Origin of the sequence: Actinomadura sp. NPDC048021 (genome assembly GCF_040653135.1) — a bacterium.
GTDB classification, from domain to species: Bacteria; Actinomycetota; Actinomycetes; order Streptosporangiales; family Streptosporangiaceae; genus Spirillospora; species Spirillospora verrucosospora.
In genome coordinates, this window is record NZ_JBEZJQ010000002.1 from 232,531 (window position 1) to 254,234 (window position 21,704).

Below are 21,704 nucleotides of genomic sequence, written 5' to 3' on the forward strand. Positions count from 1 at the left end.
GGCTACTTGCCGATCAGCTTGTCGATCTCGGACTGCGGCAGCGCCTGGATCGGGTAGGAGTCGTCGGGCTGGTCGGCCTTGACGTACTCGTCCAGGTTCTCGTCCGTGATCTTGGGCAGCGGGACCGTGATCTGGTTCGGCACCGTCGCGCCGCCGGCCTTGGCGACCGCCGCGCGCAGCGCGATCACGCCGAGGTAGTTCGGCTGGGCGGTGGACAGCGAGGAGAACCCGCCGGCCTTGTTGTCCTTCCAGAGCTTGAGGAACCCGTTGTAGTTCTCGCCGGTGATCGGGACGAGCTTCTTCTTCTGCTTGACGAGGGTCTGGAGCGCGGCGGCCGACAGCGCGCCGCCCTGCGAGAAGACGCCGTCGATGTCGGGGTTGGCGGAGTAGGCGGAGGCGAACGCCTGCGCGGCCGGCGCGAGGTTGTACTCGCTGTGCACGTTGGAGACGACCTTGACGCCCGGGTACTGCTTGAGGCCCTCCTGGGCGCCCTGCCAGCGCTCCTCGCTGACCGCGACCCCGGCCGGGCCGTTGAACGCGATGATCTTGCCCTTGCCGCCCAGCTTCTCGCCGAGCCACCGGCCCATCATCCGGCCCCACTCCTTCTGGTCCGTGCCGACGCGCACGACCTTGTCGGAGGTGACCAGGCTGTCGAAGTTGGCGACCGTGATACCGGCGTTCGCGGCCTGCTCCAGCGCCGGGTTCAGCGCGGTGGACGACCCGGCGTCCACGAGGATCACGTCGTACTTCTGCTGGATCATCGCCCGGATCTGGGCGATCTGCTGGGAGGTGTCGCCGTTGGCGTTGAAGACCTGGTAGTCGGCGACCTTGCCGTCCTTCTTCAGCTGGGCGACGTCGTCCTTCAGCATCTTGTCGGTCTGCTGCATCCACGACGGGGTCAGGTAGATCGTGGACCAGCCCACCTTGAGGGCCTTGGACTTCCCGGCGGAGGCGGACGACCCGCCGTCGCCGGAATCGACGCCGCACGCGGCGGTGGCGGCCAGCGTGCCCAGCGCCGTGACGGCCACGGCGGCGCGCGTGAACCTACCGATCATGAGGGACTCCTTGTGAAGGTCCGGGCCCGGACGGGCCTCGGCGAACTGGGCGGGGGGGGTGGCTCTGGCAGATCAGGCGGGGGTGAGGGCCCGCCCCGGCGGTCTCGCGGTCTCGGCGAGGACGCCTCCGGACAGGACGGGGACGCCGTTGACCACGACGTGCTCGACGCCCTCGGCGGGCACCCTGGGTCTTTCGTAGGTGGCGAGGTCGGTGACGGCGGACGGGTCGACCACGGCGAGGTCGGCGGCGCGTCCGGTCTCGACGCGGCCCCGGTCGGCGAGCCGGAACCGGTCGGCGGCCCGTCCGGCCAGGTGCACGGCGGCCTGCTCCCACGTCCAGTCGCCGAGCTCGCGGACGTGCCGGCCGAGCAGCCGGGCGAAGGCGCCCCACCCGCGCGGGTGCGGGTGCCCGCCCTGGTAGATGGCGTCCGATCCGGTGGTCTGGGCGGGGTGCCGCAGCAGCGCCCGCACCGACTCCTCGCTGTTGGTCGGCGGCTGCCCGAACACGCATCCGGCCTCCAGCCGGGTCGCGACGAGCAGGTCGCAGCAGAACGCCCCGGGGCCCGAACCGGCCCGCTCGGCCGCGTCCGGCAGGCTCATGCCCTCCGCCCACCGGAACGCGTCGGCGGGGACGTGCGAGAGCGTGATGCGGGGCCACACCTCGGGCCGGTGCGCGAACCAGTCGCGCTCCAGCCTCTCCCGGACGGACGGGTCGGCGAGCGCGTCGAGCGTGGCGTCCAGGTCGGCGATGGGGAGCCAGTCCGGCAGCGTGACGAGCGTCAGCGTGCTGGACCCCCGCAGGTAGGGGTAGTTGTCGAAGGTCAGGTCGATGCCCTCGGCGCGGGCTCCGTCCACGAGCCCGACCAGCTCGTCGCCGGGGCCGTGGTAGTGCGAGACGTGCGGGGCGACGCGTCCGGCCCGCGCGATCTCCAGCACCTCCGCCATCGCCGCGCCGGCGGCGGACTCGTACCCGCGCATGTGCGTGACGTAGGGGAGCCCGGCCGCGCCGACCGGCGCGCACAGCGCGGCGATCTCGGCGGTGGCGGCGTAGGCCCCGGGCACGTACTCCAGCCCGGTGGACAGCCCGGCCGCGCCTTCGGAGAGCCCGCGCTCGACCCGGGCCCGCATGGCCGCCAGCTCGCCGGGCTCCGGAGCCCGCCGGGCGGTCCCCATGACGCCGTGCCGGATCGTGCCGTGCGGCAGCAGGTAGACGGTGTTTAGCGGGGTGCGCCGGTCGTAGGAGGCGAGCAGTTCCGCGACGGTCACCGGTCCGCCGTCCAGACCGGGGTGCGTGCCGTTGACCGGCGCGAAGTAGCGGCTCACGTAGCGGAGCGTCTCGGCGCCGGCCGGCGCGTAGGAGACGCCGTCCTGCCCGAGGACGAACGTGGTGACGCCCTGCCGCAGCGCGGCGAGCTGCACCTCGGGGTCGAACACGGCCGCGTCGCCGTGGACGTGGGTGTCGATGAAGCCCGGCATGACGTACCGGCCGGTCGCGTCGATCTCGGCCGACGCCCGCGCGCCGTCGAGGACGCCGACCGCGGCGATCCGGCCCGCGGTGACGGCCACGTCCGCGCGGCGCCCCGGGGCCCCGGTGCCGTCCAGCACCGTCCCCCCGCGAACCAGCAGATCGTACATTGGACCTCATTCACCCCAACGAGCACGTAACCGGGCTTCAGTGCCGGTAGTCGTGGAGGTTATGGGGCGCACCAAGCGCGGCACCAGATTTGCAACACATGATTTTGCATTGCACAACCACGCGTTGACCTGCGACGTTACCCGAAGCCGGAGGGTTCGGCGCCGGTCAAGGGGGGAGCGTGGGCCGCCTAGGTCGAGCGGCTCGCCTTGGGCCGGCGCAGCAGGAACGGCCGCACGCGGCCCAGGCCCTGCAGCGGGCGCGGACGCAGACCGGAGGCTTCGCAGGGCCCGGACGGCAGCGCCGAGACCAGGGCGGCGTCGGCCAGGACCGTCCCCGGGTAGGCGGTGGACGTCAGGCGCGCGGCCATGTTGACGGGCGTGCCGAACACGTCGCCCAGCCGCTGGATGACCTCGCCGTAGGCGAGACCGACGCGGACCTTGGGGAAGTCGGGGTCCTCGTTGAACCGCTCCGCGACCCGCAGCCCGATCTCCGCGGCGGGACCGGCGGCGGGCGCGACGAACAGGACCTCGTCGCCGAGCGTCTTGACCACGCGGCCCCCGCACTCGGCGACGATGTGCGTGACGTCCCACTCGAAGCGCTCGACGAAGCCGGCCAGGGCGTCGCCGTCGAGGCTGCGGCTCAGCCGGGTGAACGACACGACGTCGGCGAACCCGACCGCGAGGAGCGCGACGCCCGCGGCGGGGTCGGCCCGCGCGGCGGCGGTGGACGCGGCGGCGCGCATCCCGGCGGCGGTGAGCTGGCGGCGCCAGCCGTGCAGCAGCAGCCGCTCGAACGAGGGCCGCAGCTCCTCGGTGGCGACCAGGGCCGCGGTGACCAGGTCGGACGTCACCGGCTCGTCGGACGGCAGCGCGCCCAGGCGCTGGAGCCACACGTCGCCGAGCCAGCTGGCCAGCCGCCCCATCGTCTGGCCGACCGCGCGGACGAGCTGGAGCACCGTCTCCTCGTCCACCAGCTCGTGGGACAGCACCTCGCGGATCTCGACGAGCGCGGCCACGTCGCCGTCGGTGAAGGCGACCTCGTCGTCCGGTGGGACGGGGAAGCCGAGCGCCTGCCAGATGCGCCGCGCGAAGTCGTCCGAGACGCCCGCCCGGGCCTCGACCTCCCTGCGCGTGTAGCGCAGGGGGCCGCCGAGGAGGGTCTCCTCGATGTCGTCCGCCATGCGGCAACCCTATGTGCCATCGATCGATGTAACAATGAGGTACGGGTAAGATCACGGCGGTCAGACGACACGAGCCGGCGGACGGGGCATGGCCGAGTACCGAATCGACGAGCTGGCGCGGCTGGCGGGCAGCACGGTGCGCAACATCCGCGCCTACCAGGACCGCGGCCTGCTGCCGCCGCCCCGCCTCGAAGGCCGCGTCGGCATGTACGACGACACGCACCTGGCGCGGCTGCGGCTGATCGGCAAGCTGCTGGCCCGGGGCTACACCTTCGCGATCATCAAGGACCTGATCGGCGCCTGGGAGACCGGCAAGGACGTCGCCGAGGTGCTCGGGCTGGAGAAGGTCCTCACCGACCCGTGGTCGGACGAGATCCCCGGCACCGCCACCTACGAGGAGCTCGTGGCGAAGTTCGGCTCCGGCCTGGACGACGACCAGGTCGCCCGCACCCTGGAGCGGACGGTCGAGCTCGGCCTGATCGAACCGGACGGGGACAAGTACCGGGTGCCGAGCCCGCGGCTGCTGCACGTCGGCGCCGAACTCGTCGCCGCCGGCATCCCGCTGGAGTCCGTCCTGGACATCGCCGGGCAGATCCGCGCCGACTGCGATGTGATCGCCGGTCGGTTCGTGAACCTCGTCCAGGAGCACGTGTTCTCCCGGCTGGAGCGCCAGCCCGTCCCGGACGGCGACGAGGTGGGCGAGGTCGCCGCCGTCGTCCGCCGGATGCGCCCGCTGGTGAAGATGGTCGTCGACCCGTTCATCGCCCGGGCCATGGAGGCCCGCGTCCAGGCGGCGCTCGGCGACCACCTCGAAATGATCAGAAGCCATCTCGGGGAGCGCCCCGCCCCCGGCGGCTGAGCCGCTACAGCAGCGTCGCGCCCCAGACGACCTTCACCTCGTGCGGCGCGCCCTCGGAGTCGGTGAAGGTCAGCGTGCCCTGCCCCGGCAGGCCGATGAGCGCCGTCCGCAGCGTGACCGTCAGACGCGTCGTGCCGTCCTCGGGCATGCCGCCCTGCATCTGCGACAGGATCAGCTGGTTCGAGGACGTCATCGCCGTCCACGACACCGGGCCGCTCTTCGCCGCGAGGCTGACCTGGGCGGTCTTCGTCCCGTACATCTCGACCTTGGCGGGGTTCACCACGAGGACGCCCGGCGGCGCGGGCGACGGGGACGGCGGCGCCGGGTGCTGCGGCGTCGGCCGCGGACCCTCCGGGCTCTCCTGGCTCTTCTCGTGGGTCTGCGGTTCGGGCGGCGGCTGGCCGGGGCGGGCCTGCGCGCCCCCGCCGGGCCCCTGCGGCGCCTTCCCGCCGTGCCCCTGGCCCTCCGGCCTCTCGTGCGTGATCGACGGTGCCGGATGCGTGCGGAACGGCGGCCACGACAGCGTCCCCCCGCCGATCCCGGGGCCCATCACGAGCGCGGCGGCGAGGGCCGCGACCAGCGCGCCCACCATGCCGCCCCCGGTGAACAGCCACCGGCGCGTGAACGGCGACGGCACGTCCGGCTGGCTCGGCAGGCCGGACGGTGTCAGCGTCCCGCCGCGCGCCGCGATGTCGGCGCGGTAGCCCGCCAGCTCGGGGTCCGTCGCGGTGTGCATGACGCGGTGCCGCAGCGCCGCGGGCAGCACCGGCGCGGGCGCCCGCCCCAGCAGTTCGGCCGCGGTCACCCGGGACCGGGCACGGCAGTCCTCGCAGCCGGCGGCGTGCGACGCGGTCGCGGGATCGACCGGGGAGATCTCGCCGCGACGGCGGAACCGCCACCACGGCCCCCGGACCGGCTCCGGCGGAGGGGCCTCCTCCCGGCGGTCCGGCGCCCGCGCCGCCAGGACGGGGATCGCCGCGGACCGGGACTCCTCGGCCGCGCCCGCGGCGGCCGCGCACTCCCGTCCCGCGCGGTCGATCTCCCGCCGCAGGGCGGCGTCGAGCTCGGCGCGCGCCCTGCGCACCCGCGCGGCGGCCCGCCGCGCCGACAGGCCGAGCGTCGCCCCGAGGCGGGCCGGGCGCAGGCCGTGCCGGTCCGTCAGGAGCATCACCTCCTGGTCGACGGGCTCCAGCCGGGACAGGCACGCGCGCAGAAGGTCGTGCAGCTCGTCCGAGCGCGGCCGGGCCGGCGCCGGGTCGCCGGCCTCGGCACGGTCCAGGAACGGCGCGTCGGAGAACTCGCCGTCCCGGTCCCAGAACAGCACCCTGGGGCGGCCGCGGCGGATGCAGCGGCGCCGCGCCGCGCCGTACAGCCAGGAACTCAGATACAGGTGGTCGCGCATTCGCGGAGCGCGGCGGCAGGCGTCGATGAAAGCGTCGTGGACGATGTCGGCGGCCGCTTTCCCGTCCCCCGACATGGACAGCGCGTAATCGTAAAGGCGCTCACCGTACTCGTCGTAGAGCGCGGCCAGGGCCGCCTCGTCACCCTCGTTCAGTCCCTTGACGAGCTTGCGGTCGGCTGTGGGGGCGGAGGTCGACAACCTGGGCATTCACGCTCCCGGCAGCGGAGTGTGGAAGTTGCCCCCATGGGGGCCATCCGGACATTCGGCCCACCTTGCATACACCCCCGAACCCCGCCCGCACCACTTGATCGACTGAAATCACCGCTAACGTGACCCCGGGTGATTGGCCGCGTCTCTGAGTGACCACCCGATCTGTGACTCGGCGTCAGAATCCAGTAATCAATGCGGTGTCAATCAGCGCGGCGCACCTCCAGATCACCGTCCGCGTAGCGCCGCCGAAGCACTTTTTTATCGAACTTGCCCACGCTGGTCTTCGGGACCTCGGTGATGAAAGCCCAGCGCTCGGGAACCTGCCATCCGGCGACCCTGCCGGCGAGGAACTCGCGCAGTTCCGCCGGCGTGACCGCGGCCCCGTCCCGCACGACGACGGACGCGAGCGGGCGCTCCTGCCAGCGGTCGTCGGGCACGCCCACCACGGCCGCCTCCACGACGTCCGGGTGGGCCATGAGGTGATTCTCCAGCTCCACCGACGAGATCCACTCCCCTCCCGACTTGATGACGTCCTTCGCCCGGTCGGTGAGGACGAGGTACCCGTCCGGCGACAGCGTCCCGACGTCCCCGGTGCGCAGCCAGCCGTCGTGGAACCTGCCGGGGTCCTCGTCCAGGTGGTAGGCGCCGGTGATCCACGGACCGCGGATCTCGACCTCCCCCACGGCCTCCCCGTCGCTGGGCAGCACCGCGTCGCCGTCCCCCACGATCCGCATCTCCAGCCCCGCGAGGACGCGCCCCTGGCTCACCCGCGCCCGCCACGCGTCCTCGCCCGCCGCCCCGGGCGGCGGGTGCGCGACCGACGCGACCGGCGAGGTCTCCGTCATCCCCCACGCCTGCACGATCCGGACGCCGATCTCCTCGAACCCCCGCATCAGCGACTCCGGCACCGCCGACCCGCCGCACGGCACGAGCCGCAGGGAGGTCAGGTCCGACCCGTGCTCCTTCGCGTACCGCAGCACGTCCGACCAGATGGTCGGCACCGCGCCCGCGACCGTCGGCCGCTCGGCCTCGATGAGCCGGACGAGCGGCTCCGCCTGCAGGAACCGGTCCGGCATGACCAGCGGCGCGCCCGCCATCACCGCCGCGTAGGGCAGCCCCCAGGCGTTCGCGTGGAACATCGGCACCACCGGCAGGACCACGTCGGACGCGCTCAGCCCCATCGCGTTCCCCGTGCACGTCGACATCGAGTGCAGGTACGCCGACCGGTGCGAGTAGACGACGCCCTTCGGGTGGCCCGTGGTCCCGCTCGTGTAGCACATCGCGGCGGCCGACCGCTCGTCGATCTCCGGCCACGCGAACGTCGCCGGCGCCGCCGCGAGCAGCTCCTCGTAGCCGTGCAGCTCCTTGCCGGCGCCCTCCAGCGGCGCGGTGTCGCCCTCCCCGACCACCACCACGTGCCGGACGGTCTCGAACCGCGCCAGCACCGGCGCGAGCAGCGGGATCAGCGACGCGTCCACGATGACGACCCGGTCCTCGGCGTGGTTCGCGATGTAGACGAGCTGGTCGGGGAACAGCCGCAGGTTGAGCGTGTGCAGCACGGCGCCCATCGACGGCACCGCCAGGTACGCCTCCAGGTGCTCGGTGTTGTTCCACAGGAACGTGGCGACCCGCTGGTCCCCGTCCACGCCGAGTCCCCGCAGCGCCCCCGCCAGCCGCGCGGCGCGCTCGCCCACCTCCGCGTACGTGCGGCGCCGCGTCCCGTCGCCCGTCCACGTGGAGACCTCGGCCTCCCCGAAGACCCCGGCCCCGCAGCGCATGATCGTCGTAATGGTCAGCGGAAAGTCCTGCATCGTGCTCCACACGGCAAGCCTCCAGCGCTCGCAGCGGCTCTAGAACCGGATTCTGCCAGCGTCCCCCTCCCCTGGCGACCCCCTAGTACAGCTCGCGCAGGCGGGCCATGGCACGGGAGACGGTGGACTTGACCGTGCCGACGCTGACGCCCAGGACTTCGGCGATCTCACGTTCGGACATGTCCTCGTAGTAGCGGAGCATCACGGCCAGGCGCTGGCGTTCGGGGAGGCGGGCGAGGGCGCGGCCCAGGGCGTCGCGCATCTCGCTGCGGTCGGTGTGGTCCTCCACCGGGCGCTCGGGGAGCTGGTCGGTGGGGTAGACGTCCAGCTTGCGGCGGCGCCACCAGGAGATCTGGGTGTTGACCATGGCGCGGCGGACGTAGCCGTCCAGGGCGGAGCGGTCCTCGATGCGGTCCCAGGCGAGGTAGGTCTTGGCGAGGGCGGCCTGGAGGAGGTCCTCGGCCTCGGTGCGGTCGCTGGTGAGCTGGGTGGCGGCCCGGAGCAGGACGGGGCCGCGTTCCACCACGTATGCGCGGAACTCCTCGTGCCGCGTCGCGCTCACACCCACCACCGGACCAGGGGCTGGGGAGCCGCACCGACTCCCGGTACGACGACGATCGCATGCGCGGCGTAATTACGGGCCTACTGGAACAATATTTCCGGGTCAACCAGTTTATAAATTTCCACCGAGGTAGATCAAAGCTCCTCCGGCCGTTGACTTATCGCGACAAATCCGTCGACAGCGAGGTCACGGCGCGTGACTCTTGACTCACTGTCCTAACAGCTCTCGCCGTACGTCACGACGATCGATGCCGGAGTGCCGCGATGCCGACGACCCACCTCCGCCGGGCGGCGCACCGCCGGGCGCTGTTCGCGGCTCCCGAGGCCCCGGAGGCCGACCGGCGCGCGCGTGCGATCAGCGGGATCCTCCTGGACGCGAGCCCGCACCTGCTGGTGGTGGCCGAGGCCGCGGCGCGGGGCGCCGAGACCCGCATCCCGATGAGCGAGGACACCGCGATCTGGCACGGCGGGCGCGGGGGCCCCGCCGCGCTCCGGCCGGGCCGGTCCGTGGTCGTCCGGCGCGCGGGCGGCGGCCGCGCCGAGCGGATCTGGGTCGACATCGGCCGGGTCAGCGGGACGATCCTCGCGTGCGGACGCGGCGCCGTGGAGGTGGACATGGGGCCGCACCGCGGGCGCGCCCACGTGGTCATCCCGCCGTCCGTCCTCGGCCCGGTGCTGGTCCGGCATCCGCGCCTGGAGCCCGGCTACCTGCTCGACGTGGTCTGCGTGGGGTCCCCCGGCGGACCGCAGGCGGTGCGCCCGGGCACGTCGCAGCCCGGATACCGGGTGGCCGACCTCGCCGCGCCGGCGGCGGCCGCGCCGGTGCCGCGGGAACTGCGCGGGACGGCCACCTGGTTCGGCGGCGTGGAGGGGGAGTGGCGGGACGGGGCGTCCTACCCCGCGGTCGACTCCGAGGGGGACGCCGGGGGCTGCGCGGACGCCCCGTCCGGATGCGCGCCGATGCCGTACCTGTCGATCGGCAGCGAGATCACCGTGCGCAACGAGTGCGGGGGGCGGGCGGCGGCGGTCCCGGTGATCGAGTGCGGCTGCACGGCGGCCCGGTTCTGCGACCGGTGCGTGGAGTGCGACGCGTCGCCGCGGGGGCGGATCGTCGAGCTGACCCCGGCCGCCTTCGCCGGGCTCGGCGGCGACCTGGCGGCCGGCTGCTTCAACGCGACCGTCCGGCCGGGCGCGCCGGGGGGGATGGAGGGGCCATGGTGACGGCGATCCAGAACACGCAGGTCCTGCTGCTGGCATCGGTGCTGCTGGTGGCGTGCCTGGCGAAGCTGACGATCCGGGAGCGGGCGGCGGGCGCGCCCGACCATGTGCACGGCGTCCCGGTGCCGGCCAGGCTCGCGCGGCTGTCGGCGCTGCGCCGCAGCCGCGGCATGACGGTCGGGCTCGGCATCGGCGAGGGCCTGCTCGGACTCGCGCTGCTGGTGACCTCGCACCTGTCGGTGCGGCTGGCCACGACCGTGGCGTTCGCCGCCGCGACCTGGGTGGTCGGGGAGCTGCGGGTGCACCGGCCCGACGCGGGGTGCGGCTGTTTCGGCGCGCTCAGCGCCAAGAAGGTGGACCGGCGCAGCGTGCTGCGGGCGATGCTGTTCACCTGCGCGGCCGTCGTCTCGCTCGGCGCGCCGCACGCGGGCGTGGACGTGCTGCGGGACGTCCCCGCGCAGGTGGGGCTCATGTTCGCGGTCGAGGTCGCGCTGTTCGTGGCGCTGTCCCCCGAGCTCGCGGAGCTGGCCGGGCGGCACCGGCTGCCGCGCGCCGCCGTCCCGTGCGAGCGGCGCCGCAGCCCGATGCCGGAGACGTACGCGAGGCTGTACGAGAGCCCGGCGTGGGCCGAGCACGAGAACGCGATCAGGAGCGCCGTGCCGCTGGACGTGTGGCGGGAGGGCTGCTGGCGGTTCGTGGCCTTCCCCGGACGCCTGAGCGAGCGCGACGTGGAGATCGTGTTCGCGGTGTCGACGTCGGAGCGGGACCGGGCCGTCCGGTCGGCGGTGGTGGCGCCCGCCGGTTGCGCCGGATAGCCGCCGGGGCCGGCCCCTGGGCCGCAGGGACGCCGTCAGAACTGCTGGGCGCCCCCGCGCGAGCGCCGGTACAGGAGGCGCCGGGTGCGGGCGTGCAGCGCCGCGCGCAGCCGGACCATGTACCGGTTCTCCGACCCGATCTCCGGCGGGCGGCCGCCCTGGTCCTGGCGCATCGCCGACTCGTCGTAGCCGAGGATCGAGGCCGCTATGTCGTCCTCCCCCGAGAGTTCCTCGTCGGTCTCGTGTCCGTCGGGCCGGCGTCGCACTTCCATGTCTTCCCCTGGCATCGCCCAGATGCCCGCCGCGGGTCGCCAGTGATCTCCTACCCCGCTGACCTGGCACGACAACATGCGGGCGGGGCCGGTCGACCGGCCCCGCCCGCATCGTCAGGGCGGCGCCCGATCGCCTCTCTGCAACTCTCTAGCGCTCTATAAGGGGAGATCTAGAAAGGGTTAGAAGAAGCCAGAGGGAGGACGAGCGAAATCTACGGCCCTCTACCTCTGTCGCTAGAGAGCCGGATATTCGTCCGGCAAGCCGGCTCGATGCGGCCTTCTACCGCTCTCTACCGTCAGCACTAGAGAGCCGGATAGGCGGATAGGTCAGGCGGGCTGGGAGCGGAGGAACTTGCCGAAATGCGGGACGGTGAACGCGACCATGCCGCGTTCGGCGCTGTAGATGAGGCCCTTCTTGATGAGCCCGTCGCGCGCGGGCGACAGGCTGGACGGTTTGCGGCCCAGCTCGTCGGCGACCGACGCGGTGGGCACCGGGTCGTCGCCGAGCATGGCCATGGCGCGCATGTAGTCGCGCTCGGCGGGGGTGGCGCGCTCGTAGCGGCTGCCGAAGAAGCCGACGGCGAGCTCGCTCTCCGCCTCGGGCGCGGCGACCTTGATGTCGTCGACGGTGATGGGGCTGTCGGGCGCGACGTCCCAGACGACCTTGGCGTACGCCTGGACGAAGTAGGGGTAGCCGTCGGCCGCGCCGTACAGCGCGTCGAGGGCCTCCGGGGTGAAGGTGACGTCCTCGCGCTCGGCGGGGGCCAGCAGCGCGACGTCGGCCGACTCGCGGTCGAGCCGGTCGATGCGGGCGTACCGGAAGAGCCGCTCGGAGTAGGACTTGCTCGCCGACAGGACGGCGGGCAGGTGCGGCAGGCCCGCGCCCACCACGATCAGCGGTCCGCCGACCTGCGACAGCTCGTGGCACGCGGCGCACAGCGCGGACACGTCGTCGGCGGGGATGTCCTGCATCTCGTCGACGAACAGGGCGATGCCGACGCCGACGTCGGTCGCGACGGAGGCGGCGTCCACGAACAGCTCGGTGAGGTCGATCTCCAGGTCGCCGGAGTCGGCGCGGCCGCGCGCGGCGGGCACGTCGATGCCGGGCTGCCAGCGGTGCGCCCGGGCCTTGGCCTTGCCGGACGGCTCGGGGCCCGCCTGCGCGAACGCCTTGAGCACGCCGAGGAACTCCTCGATGCGGTCGGGCGCGCGGTGCCGGGGCGCCAGCTCCCGGACGGCCCGGTGCAGCGCGGACGCCACCGGGCGGCGGATCGACTGGTCGGGCCGGGCCTCGATCTTCCCCGTCCCCCACAGCCGCTGGATCGCCTGCGACCGGAAGGCGTTGAGCAGCACGGTCTTGCCCACCCCGCGCAGCCCGGTGACGATCATGCTGCGCTCGGGGCGGCCGCGGGCCACGCGTTCGAGCACCACCTCGAACTGCCGGAGCTCGCGGTCGCGGCCGGCCAGCTCGGGCGGGCGCTGCCCGGCGCCGGGGGCATAGGGATTCCGCACGGGGTCCACGCTCTCGGACTCTATGAGGCGATATAGCTGCGGCCGTAGATTTGCGTAGAGAACGCCGCGGCGTGTCGCGTGGTCACGCCGCCGCCCGCAGCGCGCGGAGCCGTCGGGCCCCCGTGTGGCCATGGTCGCCACCATGTCGCCTCCCGGGCGAGCGCGATCGAACAGGGCGGTCGAACTTCTGTTCGACCATTCGAACACAGTAGCGCATGCCGTCGCCCTCGTCCCGTGGAACACGGGGACACGGAACGCGGGACGAGGGCGACGGCGGCCGGACCCCGGCCGCGGGCACCACCCCCGCGGCCGGGGAGCTCGGAGGCCGGACCGGAGTCAGGCCAGGGAATCGTCCGCCTCGGACCGGTGGGGCACCTTCTCGGCGGGGACGGTGCCCATCCGCCCGGCCTGGAAGTCCTCGAACGCCTGGACGATCTCGTCGCGGGTGTTCATCACGAACGGACCGTACCGGGCGATCGGCTCCCGGATCGGCAGACCGCCGAGGACGAGGATCTCCCACCCCTCGGCACTGGCGTTCGGCTGCGCGTCGGCGGCGCGGACGACGAGTCCGTCCCCGTCGCCCTTGTGGTGCGAGCCGGCGAAGACCGCGAGTTGCCCCTCGTCCAGCGCGACCTCCTCGACGCCGGCCGTCCCGCGTCCCGACAGGACGTACACCAGCGCGTTGAAGTCTCGCGGCCACGGCAGCGCCAGGCGCGCGCCGGGTGCCACGGTCGCGTGCAGGTAGTTGATCGGCGTGTAGGTGGTGCCGGGGCCGTCGTACCCGGCGAGCGACCCGGCGATGACGCGCACCAGGGACGAGCCGTCGTCCGCGGCGAGCAGCTTGACGTCGCGGGCCTCGATGTCCTGGTAGCGCGGCGGCACCCACTTCTGCGCGCGCGGCAGGTTGACCCAGAGCTGGACGCCGTGGAACAGGCCGCCCTTGGCGACCAGCTCGGGCGGCGGCTGCTCGATGTGCTGGATGCCGGACGCGGCCGTCATCCACTGCGTGGCGCCGTCGGAGATCAGGCCGCCGCCACCGGTGGTGTCCTGGTGCTGGAACGCTCCGTCGATGATGTAGGTGACGGTCTCGAACCCCCGGTGGGGGTGCCACGGGGTTCCCTTCGCCTCACCCGGCGCGTACTCGACGGCGCCCATGTGGTCGAGGAGGAGGAACGGGTCGGCCAGGGACAGGTCGATGCCCGGGAACGGGCGCCTGACCTGGAAGCCCTCGCCCTCCAGGTGGCGCTTGGCGGTCACGACCTTCGCGACGCGGCGCCAGTCGGTGCCCTCCTGCGGCAGCAGCGGCAGGCGGGGCAGGGTCAGCGGGTCGGCCATCACGGCAGGCATCGGGTTCTCCCTCGTCCGGGTGTCCGTCCGCGATCGGGCGGCGCATGGTCCCTGCAACGTAGTTGATGCTTCAACTATTTCCTCGGACGGGGGCGCCCGTCCTGTTAGGCTGAAAATAGCGAGAGTTAGTTGAATCTTCAATGTGTGAGCTATAATCGGGACATGACCGAACCTCGCTGGCTCGACGCCGCCCAGCAGCGCGACTGGCGGGCATACGTGGACGGCAGCGTCCGGCTCGCCGAGGTCATGGACCGCGATCTCAAGACCAAGCACGGGCTGTCGAACTCCGAGTACGAGATCCTCGTCCGGCTGTCGGAGGCGCCCGACCGGCGGCTGCGGATGGCGGAGCTGGCCGACAACGCCAGCCAGTCGCGCAGCCGGCTCTCCCACACCTGCTCCCGCCTGGAGACCAAGGGCCTGGTCAAGCGGGACAGCTGCCCGAACGACAAGCGCGGCGTCTACGCCCACCTGACCGACGAGGGCTTCGCCGCGCTGGACCGCGCCGCGCGCGACCACGTCGAGGTCGTCCGGACGTTCTTCGTCGACGTGGTCGAGCCCCAGGACCTGGAGGCCATCGGGCGCGCGTTCAGCGTCGTCCTCAAGCGGCTCGGCGGCGCGTCCTAGAGCGGGGCGGTCACCCCGGTCAGGAACCCGACGGACAGCAGGGTCAGCAGGCCCCAGGCGAGCATCATCCCGATGCCGAACGTCCGCCACCGCCCGCCGACCCTCCAGACGAGCAGGCCGCCGAGCCCGAACGCCAGCACCAGCAGCGTCACGAACTGCGGCATCAGGCTGGGCCGGCGGCTCATCATCAGCGGCGGATACATCATCACGGCGTCGACGAACACGAACGCCGCCATGCCCGCCGCCAGCGCCTTGACGTCCCGGACGAGGAACGCCCGCGCGCGCTCCGCGGCGACCTGCGCCCTCTCCGTCTGCAGCAGGGGATGCGCATGCGCAGCCTGCTCGACCTCCACGCTGTGCGCGACCGCGAAGATCTCGTCTTCGAGGCTTGGGAGGTCCCTCTCCTGAGGTTCCGCCATCCCGGCTCCCTGGGGCCGGCGCCCGCCGGGCGACATGCCCGGCGGAAGGTTGAGGATCACGGCCCGTCCGTCCCGGCCCTTTCCGGCGAGCGCGCCTTCAAACGCACCGTAGCGAATACCCGGCCCGGCGTGCGCACCCCATGACCTGCGTATGCTGCAAAGATGCCAGCTAGGAGGGCCATAGGAACCGCGACTTTCCTCGCCACGCTGCTCACCGTGCCGCTCGCCGCGGCCGGATGTGGCCGCGGCGGCGGCGACACGGGCGAGTCGGCGCCCCCGGCGACCCCGCCGACGGCGTCCGCTCCGGGCTCCCCGTCGCCGTCCCCGACCCGCCAGGGCTTCCAGTCCACGATCAAGAAAGTGACGGCCGGGGACCTCAAGTACTCGTGGCGGCGCGGCTGCCCCGTGTCGCCCTCCGGGCTCCGGATGATCGAGATGACCTACTGGGGGATGGACGACGAGCCGCACACCGGCGGGCGGCTCGTCGTCAACGCGAAGGCGGCCGGCGACCTGGTGAAGGTGTTCAGGAAGCTGTACGCCATGCGGTACCCCATCGAGCGCATGGAGCCGGTCGACAAGTACAAGGGCAGCGACTTCGACTCGATCGAGGCGAACAACACCTCGGCGTTCAACTGCCGCCAGGCGACCGGGTCGAGTTCGTTCTCCAACCACGCCTACGGTCTCGCGGTCGACATCAACCCGTGCCAGAACCCGTACGTCTACGCGGACGGGCGGGTCGCGCACAAGGACTGCGTCAAGTACAAGAACCGCAAGAACGACGACCCGGGCGTCATCCACGCCGGCGACAAGGTCGTCAAGGCGTTCGCCTCGATCGGCTGGAGCTGGGGCGGCACCTGGAGCGGCGCCCGCGACTACCAGCACTTCTCCAGCTCGGGCCGCTGAGCGTCACATCATCATCAGGGCGATCACGAGGATCGCGACGACGGCCACCACGGCGACGATGCCGACGATCAGGCCGATGTTCGGGCCGGACTTCTCCGGCTGCCCCTGGCTGGCGAAGTTCTGGAACTGGTGCGTCGTGCCTGCAGGATCCTGCGGTGTCTGCGACATGCCGAAGAGGGTAACGAACCCTTCCGCCCGAGTCGGACGATTTCACCACGAGAGCATCCCGAGTCGCAGCGGGGGTTCCCGGCTCGTGAGCGGAGAGTGTGGGATTCGAACCCACGAGGACTGTCCCCAGCCCTGGGCGCTTTCAAGGCGCCTGCACTAGTCCACTATGCGAACTCTCCAGGTGACCGCCTCGCGGCGGTCATCGCCCACGATAGCGGGCGGGGGCGGTTGCGTTCGACCGCATATGGCGACCGCGCTCAGGGGACGCGGTAGCCGGGGATGGACGGCCAGCGCACCGTGAGCACCACCGACTCCTCCTCGGCCTCCCACGAGTGGTCGACGCCGCGTCCCCACACGACGTAGTCGCCCTGCTCGGCGAGGACGACGTCGCGGCCGGGGAACTCCAGCCGGAAGCGGCCGCTGATCAGCACGAGCAGGGCGGTGCGCTTCTCACCGTCCGTCCACGCGGCGCGGCGCTCGCCCTCGGGGTGCACGCCCCACTTGATCTCGACCTCGGCGCTGTGCCGCAGGTCGCCGGGCGCCTTGAAGTGCCCGAGCAGCCACCCGCGGTCGGCGGCCGCGTCCGGCGCCGCCTTCCCCACGTACACACCGTCGTCGTCCGTCACAGATGGCAACGGTAGTCCAGGTCAGAGCTGCGGGCGCTGGAAGGCGAAGCCGTCGCCCACCACGGCGGCGAGCGTCAGGTAGGCCTCGCGGGTCCCGGGGGCGAGCTGCTCCAGCTCGACCTCGGCGCCCTCCTCCAGGTGGTCGTCGTAGGGGATGCGGACGACGGCGCGGCAGCGGCTCTCGAAGTGGGCCTGGAGCTTGTCCAGGTCGACCTGGCTGCGGGTGCGGTTGCGGACCATCGACAGGACGACGACGCCGTTGCGGACCAGGTGGCCGTGGTCGTGCGCCTCCAGCCAGTCGAGGGTGGCGCTCGCGGACCGGGCGCCGTCCACCGACGGGGAGCTGACCAGGACGAGCTGGTCGGCCAGGCTCAGCACGCCCGCCATCGCCGAGTGCAGCAGCCCGGTGCCGCAGTCGGTGATGCAGACCGAGTAGTACTGCTCCAGGACGACGGCGACGGCCGCGTAGTCCTCGGCGCTGAACGCCTCGCTGACCGCCGGGTCGCGGTCGGACGCGAGGATCTCCAGGCGCGCCTCGTTCTGCGAGGTGAACGCGCGGACGTCGGCGTACCGGTGGATCTGGTCGCGGTTGTTGAGCAGGTCGCGGACGGTCGCGGCGGTCTCCAGCCTGACCTTGTCCGACAGCGTCCCGCGGTCGGGGTTCGCGTCCACCGCGATGACGCGGTCGCCGCGCAGCGACCCCAGCATCGAGCCGAGGCCGGTGGTCGTGGTCGTCTTGCCGACGCCGCCCTTCAGCGACATGACGGCCACCCGGTGGTGGCCGCCCGCCACGGCGGTGCGCGCCCGCCCGATCAGGTCCTTGCGGCGCAGGTCGCCCTGCGACTCGCCCGGGTGGATGCTGCCCGCGGTCGCCTTGTAGACCGCGCGCCGCCAGCCGGACGAGGGCGCGATGCGGCGCTCGCCGAGCAGGTTCTCGGAGCTGAGGCTGTCGGCGCTCTGCGGCTGCTGCTGCTGGGCGGGGTGGCCCGGCCCCGTCATCTGTCCGGGCGCCTGCGGGTACTGCCCCTCCCCCTGCGGGGGCCCGGCCGGATACCCGTAGCCCTGCGGCGGGTACGGCTGCCCGGTGGCCGGGTCGACGGGAGGCCCGTAGGGCCGGCCGGTGTTCGGGTCGACGGGCGGGTACGGCTGCCCGGCGTTCGGGTCGGGCGCGTAGGGCTGGCCGGTGGCGGGATCCATCGGGGGATACGGCTGGCCCGGCGCGGGCGGGCCCGGCGGGAACGGCTGACCAGCGGCGTTGGGGTCCATCGGCGGGTACGGCTGCCCGGCGTTCGGGTCAGGCGCGAACGGCTGCCCCGCGTTCGGGTCCACCTGCGGGAACTGCTGACCCGCGGCATTCGGGTCCATCGGCGGGTACGGCTGACCCGCGGCGTTGGGGTCCATCGGCGGGAACTGCTGGCCACCCGCATTCGGGTCAGGCGCGAACGGCTGCCCGGCGTTCGGGTCCATCGGCGGGAACTGCTGGCCGCCCGCGTTGGGATCAGGCAGGAACGGCTGACCAGCGGCGGTGGGGTCCACCTGGGGGAAGGGGAAGGACTGCCCGCCGACGTTGGGGTCAGGCGCGAACGAGTGCCCCGCGTTCGGGTCGACCGGCGGGTACGGCTGCCCCGCGTTCGGGTCAGGCGCGAACGGCTGCCCCGCGTTCGGGTCGACCGGCGGGTACGGCTGGCCGCCCGCGTTCGGGTCAGGCGCGAACGGCTGCCCGGCGTTCGGGTCCGGCGGGGGGAACTGCTGGCCTTCCGCGTTCGGGCCGAACAGGATGGGGTCCTGCAAGCTCGGGTCAGGCGGGTAGGGCTGGCCGGGAGCGGGCGGGCCCGGCTGGAACGGCTGACCGGTGCTCGGGTCGACGGGCGGGAACTGCTGCCCCTCCGCACTCGGCTCGGGGGCGAGGGGGAGGCCCGTGGCCGGGTCGAGGGGGACGTACGGGCGGCCCGAGTCGTCGGTGTCCTGCGGGTAGGGCTGGCCCGTGGCGGGGTCGACGGGCTGGTACGCCTGGCCGGGCGCGTCCTGGCGGCCGAACTGGTCGGCCGGGTAGGGCGGCAGCTGGTCGAGGGGCGGGGCCGCGTTGCCGTTGGTGTCGTACGGGGACGGCTGGGACTGGTAGCCGCCCGTCGCGTACGGGGGCGGGAGCATCCCGCCGTCGAAGGGCTGCGGCATCGGGCCGCCCTCGTAGGGCGCCGGCTGCGGCGGGCCGAAGTTCTCGGGGGACTCCTGGAAGGCGGGGGGCGCCGCGAGCCAGGGCTCGTCGTTCAGGGCGGCGGGCTCGGCGGGGGCGGGCTGCGCGTCCTGCTCCTCGGGCTCCTGGGCCGGGGGCTGCGCGCCCTCGGGGGCGGGGGACGGACCCGCCGCGTCGCCGCTCATCGCGTCCAGAGAGGCCAGTCGCTCCTCCAGGGAGCGCCCGTCGTGCTCGTTCCTCGCCACCGTTTTCCCCCTCGGGCACGCCTCTGATGATCCACACGGTGCAGGCGGGCAAAAAGACCCCCACGCAGGATACCGGTGCGTCAATACCGGGCATCCCGCGCGTAGATCGGCCTTGCCGGGGCCGGGCCCGGGGGCCGGGGGCGTCTTGGACCCGCCCGGTAGCGTGACCGGTATGCATGCGATCGTGATTCGCGAACCGGGCGAAGCCGACGTCCTCGAATGGACTCCGGTGCCGGATCCGGCGCCGGGACCGGGCGAGGTGCTGATCGACGTGGCGGCGAGCGCCGTCAACCGCGCCGACGTCATGCAGCGCCTGGGCTTCTATCCCCCGCCGGACGGCGCTCCCCCGTACCCGGGCCTTGAGGTGTCCGGACGGATCGCCGGGCTGGGCGAGGGCGTGACCGGGCCGAAGGTCGGCGACGAGGTGTGCGCGCTGCTCAGCGGCGGCGGCTACGCCGAACGGGTCGCCGTCCCCGCCTCGCAGGTGCTGCCCGTGCCGCGCGGCGTGGACGTCGTGGAGGCGGCCGGGCTCCCGGAGGTCGCCTGCACGGTGTGGTCGAACGTGTTCATGCTGGCCGGGCTGCGCGAGGGCGAGACGCTGCTCGTCCACGGCGGCGGCAGCGGCATCGGGACGTTCGCCATCCAGCTCGCCAAGGCGCGCGGGGCGCGCGTGGTGACGACGGTCGGCAGCCCGGAGAAGGCCGAGCGGTGCCGGGAGCTCGGCGCGGACGTCACCGTGAACTACCGCGAGGACGACTTCGTCGAGAGCGGCCCCTACGACGTGATCCTCGATCTCATCGGCGCCAAGTACCTCGGCCGCAACGTGGAGGCCCTCGCCACCGGCGGGCGGCTCATGGTGATCGGGCTCCAGGGCGGCGCGAAGGCGGAGCTGGACATCGGCATGCTGCTGCGCAAGCGGGCGCTGGTGCACGCCACGACTTTGCGGGCCCGTCCGTTGGACGAGAAGGCGGAGATCGTGGCCGGCGTCCGGGAGCATGTGTGGCCGCTCCTGGAGTCGGGACGGATCCGGACGGTCGTCGACCGGCGGATCCCCATGGCCGAAGCGTCGCGCGCGCACGAACTGATGGAAGAGAGCGGTCACGTCGGCAAGATCCTGCTGACCGTGTGAGGATGTGGAGTTTATGAGCGAGGCTTCGAAGAGGCAGTCGGAAGAGCCCCAGGTGCTCGTCCTGGGCCCGGGCGGCATCACCGTCGAGGGCGGCGGCGAGGGCGAGTCCGAGGGCAAGTCGGTGACCGAGATGGTCGAGCAGCCGGCGAAGGTCATGCGGATCGGCGGGATGATCCGCCAGCTGCTGGAGGAGGTCAAGGCCGCCCCGCTGGACGAGGCGAGCCGGGCCCGGCTGCGGGAGATCCACCAGTCGTCCATCAAGGAGCTGGAGGACGGTCTCGCGCCCGAGCTGGTCGCGGAGCTGGAGCGGCTGTCGCTGCCGTTCACCGAGGGCACGGTGCCGAGCGACGCGGAGCTGCGGATCGCGCAGGCGCAGCTCGTCGGCTGGCTGGAGGGCCTGTTCCACGGCATCCAGACGACGCTGTTCGCCCAGCAGATGGCGGCGCGGGCGCAGCTGGAGCAGATGCGGCGCGCCCTGCCCGCGGGAATGATGCCCCCCGGCGTCGAGGAGGAGCCGAAGCCCGGTCCGCGCTCGTCCGGCCCCTACCTGTAGGACGCACGACTCCGGCCGCACCCCGCAGCGGGTGCGGCCGCGCTATGGGAAGAGCCGCTCCAGGACCTCGGCCACGCCGTCGTCGTCGTTGCGGGACGTCTTGTGCGCCACGGCGGCCAGCACGAGCGGGTGCGCGTTCGCGACCCCGTAGGACGTGCCCGCCCAGGTCAGCATCGGCAGGTCGTTGGGCATGTCGCCGAACGCGGTGACGTCCCGCGCGGTGATGCCGTGCTCGGTGCACAGGGCCGCCAGGGCGCTGGCCTTGGTGACGCCGAGCGCGCTCATCTCCAGCAGCCCCCGCCCGGAGGAGTGCGTCACGGTCACGAGGTCGCCGACGGCCCGCACCGCCTTCGCCGAGAGCGCGTCGGGGTCGGCGGCCGGGTGGAAGGCGAGCAGCTTGGTCCCGCCCCGGCTGACCAGCTCGGCGTCGTCGACGGGACGGCCGCCGAGCGCCGCCGCGTCCCACCGGCCGAGGTCGTAGCTGGCCTCGAACACGAACCCGGTCGGGTACTCCACCGCGAAGCGCAGCTCGGGCACGACGCCGCGCAGCCGCCCGATCACCTCGGCGAGCACGTCCGGCGCGATCTCGTTGGCCTGCAGGACGGTCTCGGTGTGCAGGTCGTAGAGGACGGCGCCGTTGGCGCAGATCGCGACGCCGCGGTGGTCGACGGCCGCGGCGATCTCCGTCATCCAGCGCGGCGGCCGCCCGGTGACCATGACGAGCATCGCCCCGGCCCGCTCGACCCGGGCGAGGGCGGCGACGGTCCGGGCGGAGATCGTGCCGTCGGAGCGCACGATCGTGCCGTCGAGGTCGGTGGCGATCACACGCGGCGAGGACTCAGTCATGTCACCTTCCTGGGCAGATGGGACACACCCTAGGCCAGGGCCCTGACACGCCCGGCTCCCGGCATCGCCCCAAGGCCTGCGGAGACGCGAACGGGGCCCGTCCCGGTCAGGACGGGCCC

The 21,704-nt window shown here is 73.0% G+C and carries 21 protein-coding genes and 1 tRNA gene; 7 read left to right on the forward strand and 15 right to left on the reverse strand.

The features are described from left to right. Window positions 1-2: 2 nt before the first annotated feature. The 3 genes from AB0C87_RS04325 to AB0C87_RS04335 form a co-directional block, all read right to left on the reverse strand. Window positions 3-1,055: an ABC transporter substrate-binding protein gene (locus AB0C87_RS04325; protein WP_360576503.1), complete on the reverse strand. Its 1,053-nt coding sequence runs from the start codon at window positions 1,053-1,055 to the stop codon at window positions 3-5. Between the two features lie 72 nt (window positions 1,056-1,127). Beyond that, window positions 1,128-2,690: an amidohydrolase family protein gene (locus tag AB0C87_RS04330; RefSeq protein ID WP_360576505.1), complete on the reverse strand. Its 1,563-nt coding sequence runs from the start codon at window positions 2,688-2,690 to the stop codon at window positions 1,128-1,130. Between the two features lie 188 nt (window positions 2,691-2,878). Then, entirely contained in the window at window positions 2,879-3,871 is a 993-nt protein-coding gene (locus AB0C87_RS04335) for an adenylate/guanylate cyclase domain-containing protein (protein WP_345171593.1), read from the reverse strand. 88 nt (window positions 3,872-3,959) lie between these two features. Between AB0C87_RS04335 and AB0C87_RS04340 the strand changes: the two genes are divergently transcribed. Further along, entirely contained in the window at window positions 3,960-4,730 is a 771-nt protein-coding gene (locus AB0C87_RS04340; RefSeq protein WP_345171595.1) for a MerR family transcriptional regulator, read from the forward strand. Window positions 4,731-4,734: 4 nt separating this feature from the next. On the opposite strand, the gene AB0C87_RS04345 is transcribed toward AB0C87_RS04340, so the two are convergent. The 3 genes from AB0C87_RS04345 to AB0C87_RS04355 form a co-directional block, all read right to left on the reverse strand. Beyond that, window positions 4,735-6,339, reverse strand: a complete 1,605-nt coding sequence (locus AB0C87_RS04345; protein ID WP_360576507.1) for a sigma-70 family RNA polymerase sigma factor — start codon at window positions 6,337-6,339, stop codon at window positions 4,735-4,737. Between the two features lie 203 nt (window positions 6,340-6,542). Continuing rightward, the gene (locus tag AB0C87_RS04350) at window positions 6,543-8,153 is read right to left on the reverse strand and encodes a long-chain fatty acid--CoA ligase (protein WP_345171599.1); all 1,611 of its coding nucleotides are present in this window, start codon (window positions 8,151-8,153) and stop codon (window positions 6,543-6,545) included. An 82-nt stretch (window positions 8,154-8,235) separates the two neighbouring features. Continuing rightward, window positions 8,236-8,715, reverse strand: a complete 480-nt coding sequence (locus AB0C87_RS04355) for a SigE family RNA polymerase sigma factor (protein ID WP_345171601.1) — start codon at window positions 8,713-8,715, stop codon at window positions 8,236-8,238. 263 nt (window positions 8,716-8,978) lie between these two features. Between AB0C87_RS04355 and AB0C87_RS04360 the strand changes: the two genes are divergently transcribed. Both AB0C87_RS04360 and AB0C87_RS04365 read left to right on the forward strand, forming a co-directional pair. Beyond that, window positions 8,979-9,935 carry a hypothetical protein gene (locus tag AB0C87_RS04360; protein ID WP_360576510.1) on the forward strand — a complete coding sequence of 319 codons (957 nt, stop codon included), beginning with the start codon at window positions 8,979-8,981 and terminating at the stop codon, window positions 9,933-9,935. After that, on the forward strand, window positions 9,929-10,747 hold the full coding sequence (locus AB0C87_RS04365) for a MauE/DoxX family redox-associated membrane protein (RefSeq protein WP_360576512.1): 819 nt from the start codon (window positions 9,929-9,931) through the stop codon (window positions 10,745-10,747). Before AB0C87_RS04360 ends, AB0C87_RS04365 begins: the two co-directional genes overlap by 7 nt. A gap of 35 nt (window positions 10,748-10,782) precedes the next feature. On the opposite strand, the gene AB0C87_RS04370 is transcribed toward AB0C87_RS04365, so the two are convergent. The 3 genes from AB0C87_RS04370 to AB0C87_RS04380 all read right to left on the reverse strand — a co-directional run bounded on the left by AB0C87_RS04370 (window position 10,783) and on the right by AB0C87_RS04380 (window position 13,878). Next, window positions 10,783-11,019 (reverse strand): hypothetical protein, encoded by a 237-nt coding sequence (locus tag AB0C87_RS04370; RefSeq protein WP_345171607.1) that lies wholly within the window; start codon window positions 11,017-11,019, stop codon window positions 10,783-10,785. A 327-nt stretch (window positions 11,020-11,346) separates the two neighbouring features. Beyond that, complete coding sequence (locus AB0C87_RS04375; RefSeq protein ID WP_345171610.1) at window positions 11,347-12,540, reverse strand: ATP-binding protein; 1,194 nt, start codon at window positions 12,538-12,540, stop codon at window positions 11,347-11,349. 327 nt (window positions 12,541-12,867) lie between these two features. After that, complete coding sequence (locus AB0C87_RS04380) at window positions 12,868-13,878, reverse strand: pirin family protein (protein WP_360357760.1); 1,011 nt, start codon at window positions 13,876-13,878, stop codon at window positions 12,868-12,870. 162 nt (window positions 13,879-14,040) lie between these two features. On the opposite strand from AB0C87_RS04380, the gene AB0C87_RS04385 reads away from it, so the two are divergent. Further along, on the forward strand, window positions 14,041-14,502 hold the full coding sequence (locus tag AB0C87_RS04385; RefSeq protein ID WP_345171614.1) for a MarR family transcriptional regulator: 462 nt from the start codon (window positions 14,041-14,043) through the stop codon (window positions 14,500-14,502). On the opposite strand, the gene AB0C87_RS04390 is transcribed toward AB0C87_RS04385, so the two are convergent. Then, window positions 14,499-14,921, reverse strand: coding sequence for a hypothetical protein (locus AB0C87_RS04390; RefSeq protein WP_345171616.1), 423 nt, complete (start codon window positions 14,919-14,921; stop codon window positions 14,499-14,501). The two genes, AB0C87_RS04385 and AB0C87_RS04390, sit on opposite strands and share 4 nt — an antisense overlap. A gap of 162 nt (window positions 14,922-15,083) precedes the next feature. On the opposite strand from AB0C87_RS04390, the gene AB0C87_RS04395 reads away from it, so the two are divergent. Continuing rightward, the gene (locus tag AB0C87_RS04395) at window positions 15,084-15,824 is read left to right on the forward strand and encodes a M15 family metallopeptidase (protein WP_360576514.1); all 741 of its coding nucleotides are present in this window, start codon (window positions 15,084-15,086) and stop codon (window positions 15,822-15,824) included. A gap of 3 nt (window positions 15,825-15,827) precedes the next feature. Here AB0C87_RS04395 and AB0C87_RS04400 read toward each other — a convergent pair whose 3' ends face one another. From AB0C87_RS04400 to AB0C87_RS04415, 4 genes are all read right to left on the reverse strand, one after another. Then, entirely contained in the window at window positions 15,828-15,992 is a 165-nt protein-coding gene (locus tag AB0C87_RS04400) for a hypothetical protein (protein WP_345171619.1), read from the reverse strand. Window positions 15,993-16,082: 90 nt separating this feature from the next. After that, window positions 16,083-16,171, reverse strand: a tRNA-Ser gene (locus AB0C87_RS04405). A gap of 78 nt (window positions 16,172-16,249) precedes the next feature. After that, window positions 16,250-16,618, reverse strand: coding sequence for a signal peptidase I (locus AB0C87_RS04410; protein WP_360576516.1), 369 nt, complete (start codon window positions 16,616-16,618; stop codon window positions 16,250-16,252). A gap of 21 nt (window positions 16,619-16,639) precedes the next feature. Then, window positions 16,640-19,057 carry an AAA family ATPase gene (locus tag AB0C87_RS04415; protein ID WP_360576518.1) on the reverse strand — a complete coding sequence of 806 codons (2,418 nt, stop codon included), beginning with the start codon at window positions 19,055-19,057 and terminating at the stop codon, window positions 16,640-16,642. A 172-nt stretch (window positions 19,058-19,229) separates the two neighbouring features. Between AB0C87_RS04415 and AB0C87_RS04420 the strand changes: the two genes are divergently transcribed. Together AB0C87_RS04420 and AB0C87_RS04425 are read left to right on the forward strand one after the other, a co-directional pair. Beyond that, a complete protein-coding gene (locus AB0C87_RS04420; protein WP_345171625.1) occupies window positions 19,230-20,186 on the forward strand; it encodes an NAD(P)H-quinone oxidoreductase in 957 nt (318 codons plus the stop codon). Between the two features lie 13 nt (window positions 20,187-20,199). Continuing rightward, window positions 20,200-20,739 carry a bacterial proteasome activator family protein gene (locus tag AB0C87_RS04425; RefSeq protein ID WP_345171627.1) on the forward strand — a complete coding sequence of 180 codons (540 nt, stop codon included), beginning with the start codon at window positions 20,200-20,202 and terminating at the stop codon, window positions 20,737-20,739. 42 nt (window positions 20,740-20,781) lie between these two features. On the opposite strand, the gene AB0C87_RS04430 is transcribed toward AB0C87_RS04425, so the two are convergent. Beyond that, complete coding sequence (locus AB0C87_RS04430; RefSeq protein ID WP_345171629.1) at window positions 20,782-21,585, reverse strand: Cof-type HAD-IIB family hydrolase; 804 nt, start codon at window positions 21,583-21,585, stop codon at window positions 20,782-20,784. Between the last annotated feature and the right edge of the window lie 119 nt (window positions 21,586-21,704).

Bases quoted from the DNA above. Each gene is read 5' to 3' on its own strand.
- AB0C87_RS04425 (WP_345171627.1), top strand. From the start codon at position 20,200: ATGAGCGAGGCTTCGAAGAGGCAGTCGGAAGAGCCCCAGGTGCTCGTC.
- AB0C87_RS04400 (WP_345171619.1), bottom strand. From the start codon at position 15,992: ATGTCGCAGACACCGCAGGATCCTGCAGGCACGACGCACCAGTTCCAG.
- AB0C87_RS04335 (WP_345171593.1), bottom strand. From the start codon at position 3,871: ATGGCGGACGACATCGAGGAGACCCTCCTCGGCGGCCCCCTGCGCTAC.
- AB0C87_RS04390 (WP_345171616.1), bottom strand. From the start codon at position 14,921: ATGGCGGAACCTCAGGAGAGGGACCTCCCAAGCCTCGAAGACGAGATC.
- AB0C87_RS04350 (WP_345171599.1), bottom strand. From the start codon at position 8,153: ATGCAGGACTTTCCGCTGACCATTACGACGATCATGCGCTGCGGGGCC.
- AB0C87_RS04370 (WP_345171607.1), bottom strand. From the start codon at position 11,019: ATGGAAGTGCGACGCCGGCCCGACGGACACGAGACCGACGAGGAACTC.
- AB0C87_RS04330 (WP_360576505.1), bottom strand. From the start codon at position 2,690: ATGTACGATCTGCTGGTTCGCGGGGGGACGGTGCTGGACGGCACCGGG.
- AB0C87_RS04360 (WP_360576510.1), top strand. From the start codon at position 8,979: ATGCCGACGACCCACCTCCGCCGGGCGGCGCACCGCCGGGCGCTGTTC.
- AB0C87_RS04395 (WP_360576514.1), top strand. From the start codon at position 15,084: ATGCCAGCTAGGAGGGCCATAGGAACCGCGACTTTCCTCGCCACGCTG.
- AB0C87_RS04345 (WP_360576507.1), bottom strand. From the start codon at position 6,339: ATGCCCAGGTTGTCGACCTCCGCCCCCACAGCCGACCGCAAGCTCGTC.
- AB0C87_RS04430 (WP_345171629.1), bottom strand. From the start codon at position 21,585: ATGACTGAGTCCTCGCCGCGTGTGATCGCCACCGACCTCGACGGCACG.
- AB0C87_RS04380 (WP_360357760.1), bottom strand. From the start codon at position 13,878: ATGCCTGCCGTGATGGCCGACCCGCTGACCCTGCCCCGCCTGCCGCTG.
- AB0C87_RS04420 (WP_345171625.1), top strand. From the start codon at position 19,230: ATGCATGCGATCGTGATTCGCGAACCGGGCGAAGCCGACGTCCTCGAA.
- AB0C87_RS04365 (WP_360576512.1), top strand. From the start codon at position 9,929: ATGGTGACGGCGATCCAGAACACGCAGGTCCTGCTGCTGGCATCGGTG.
- AB0C87_RS04385 (WP_345171614.1), top strand. From the start codon at position 14,041: ATGACCGAACCTCGCTGGCTCGACGCCGCCCAGCAGCGCGACTGGCGG.
- AB0C87_RS04340 (WP_345171595.1), top strand. From the start codon at position 3,960: ATGGCCGAGTACCGAATCGACGAGCTGGCGCGGCTGGCGGGCAGCACG.
- AB0C87_RS04325 (WP_360576503.1), bottom strand. From the start codon at position 1,055: ATGATCGGTAGGTTCACGCGCGCCGCCGTGGCCGTCACGGCGCTGGGC.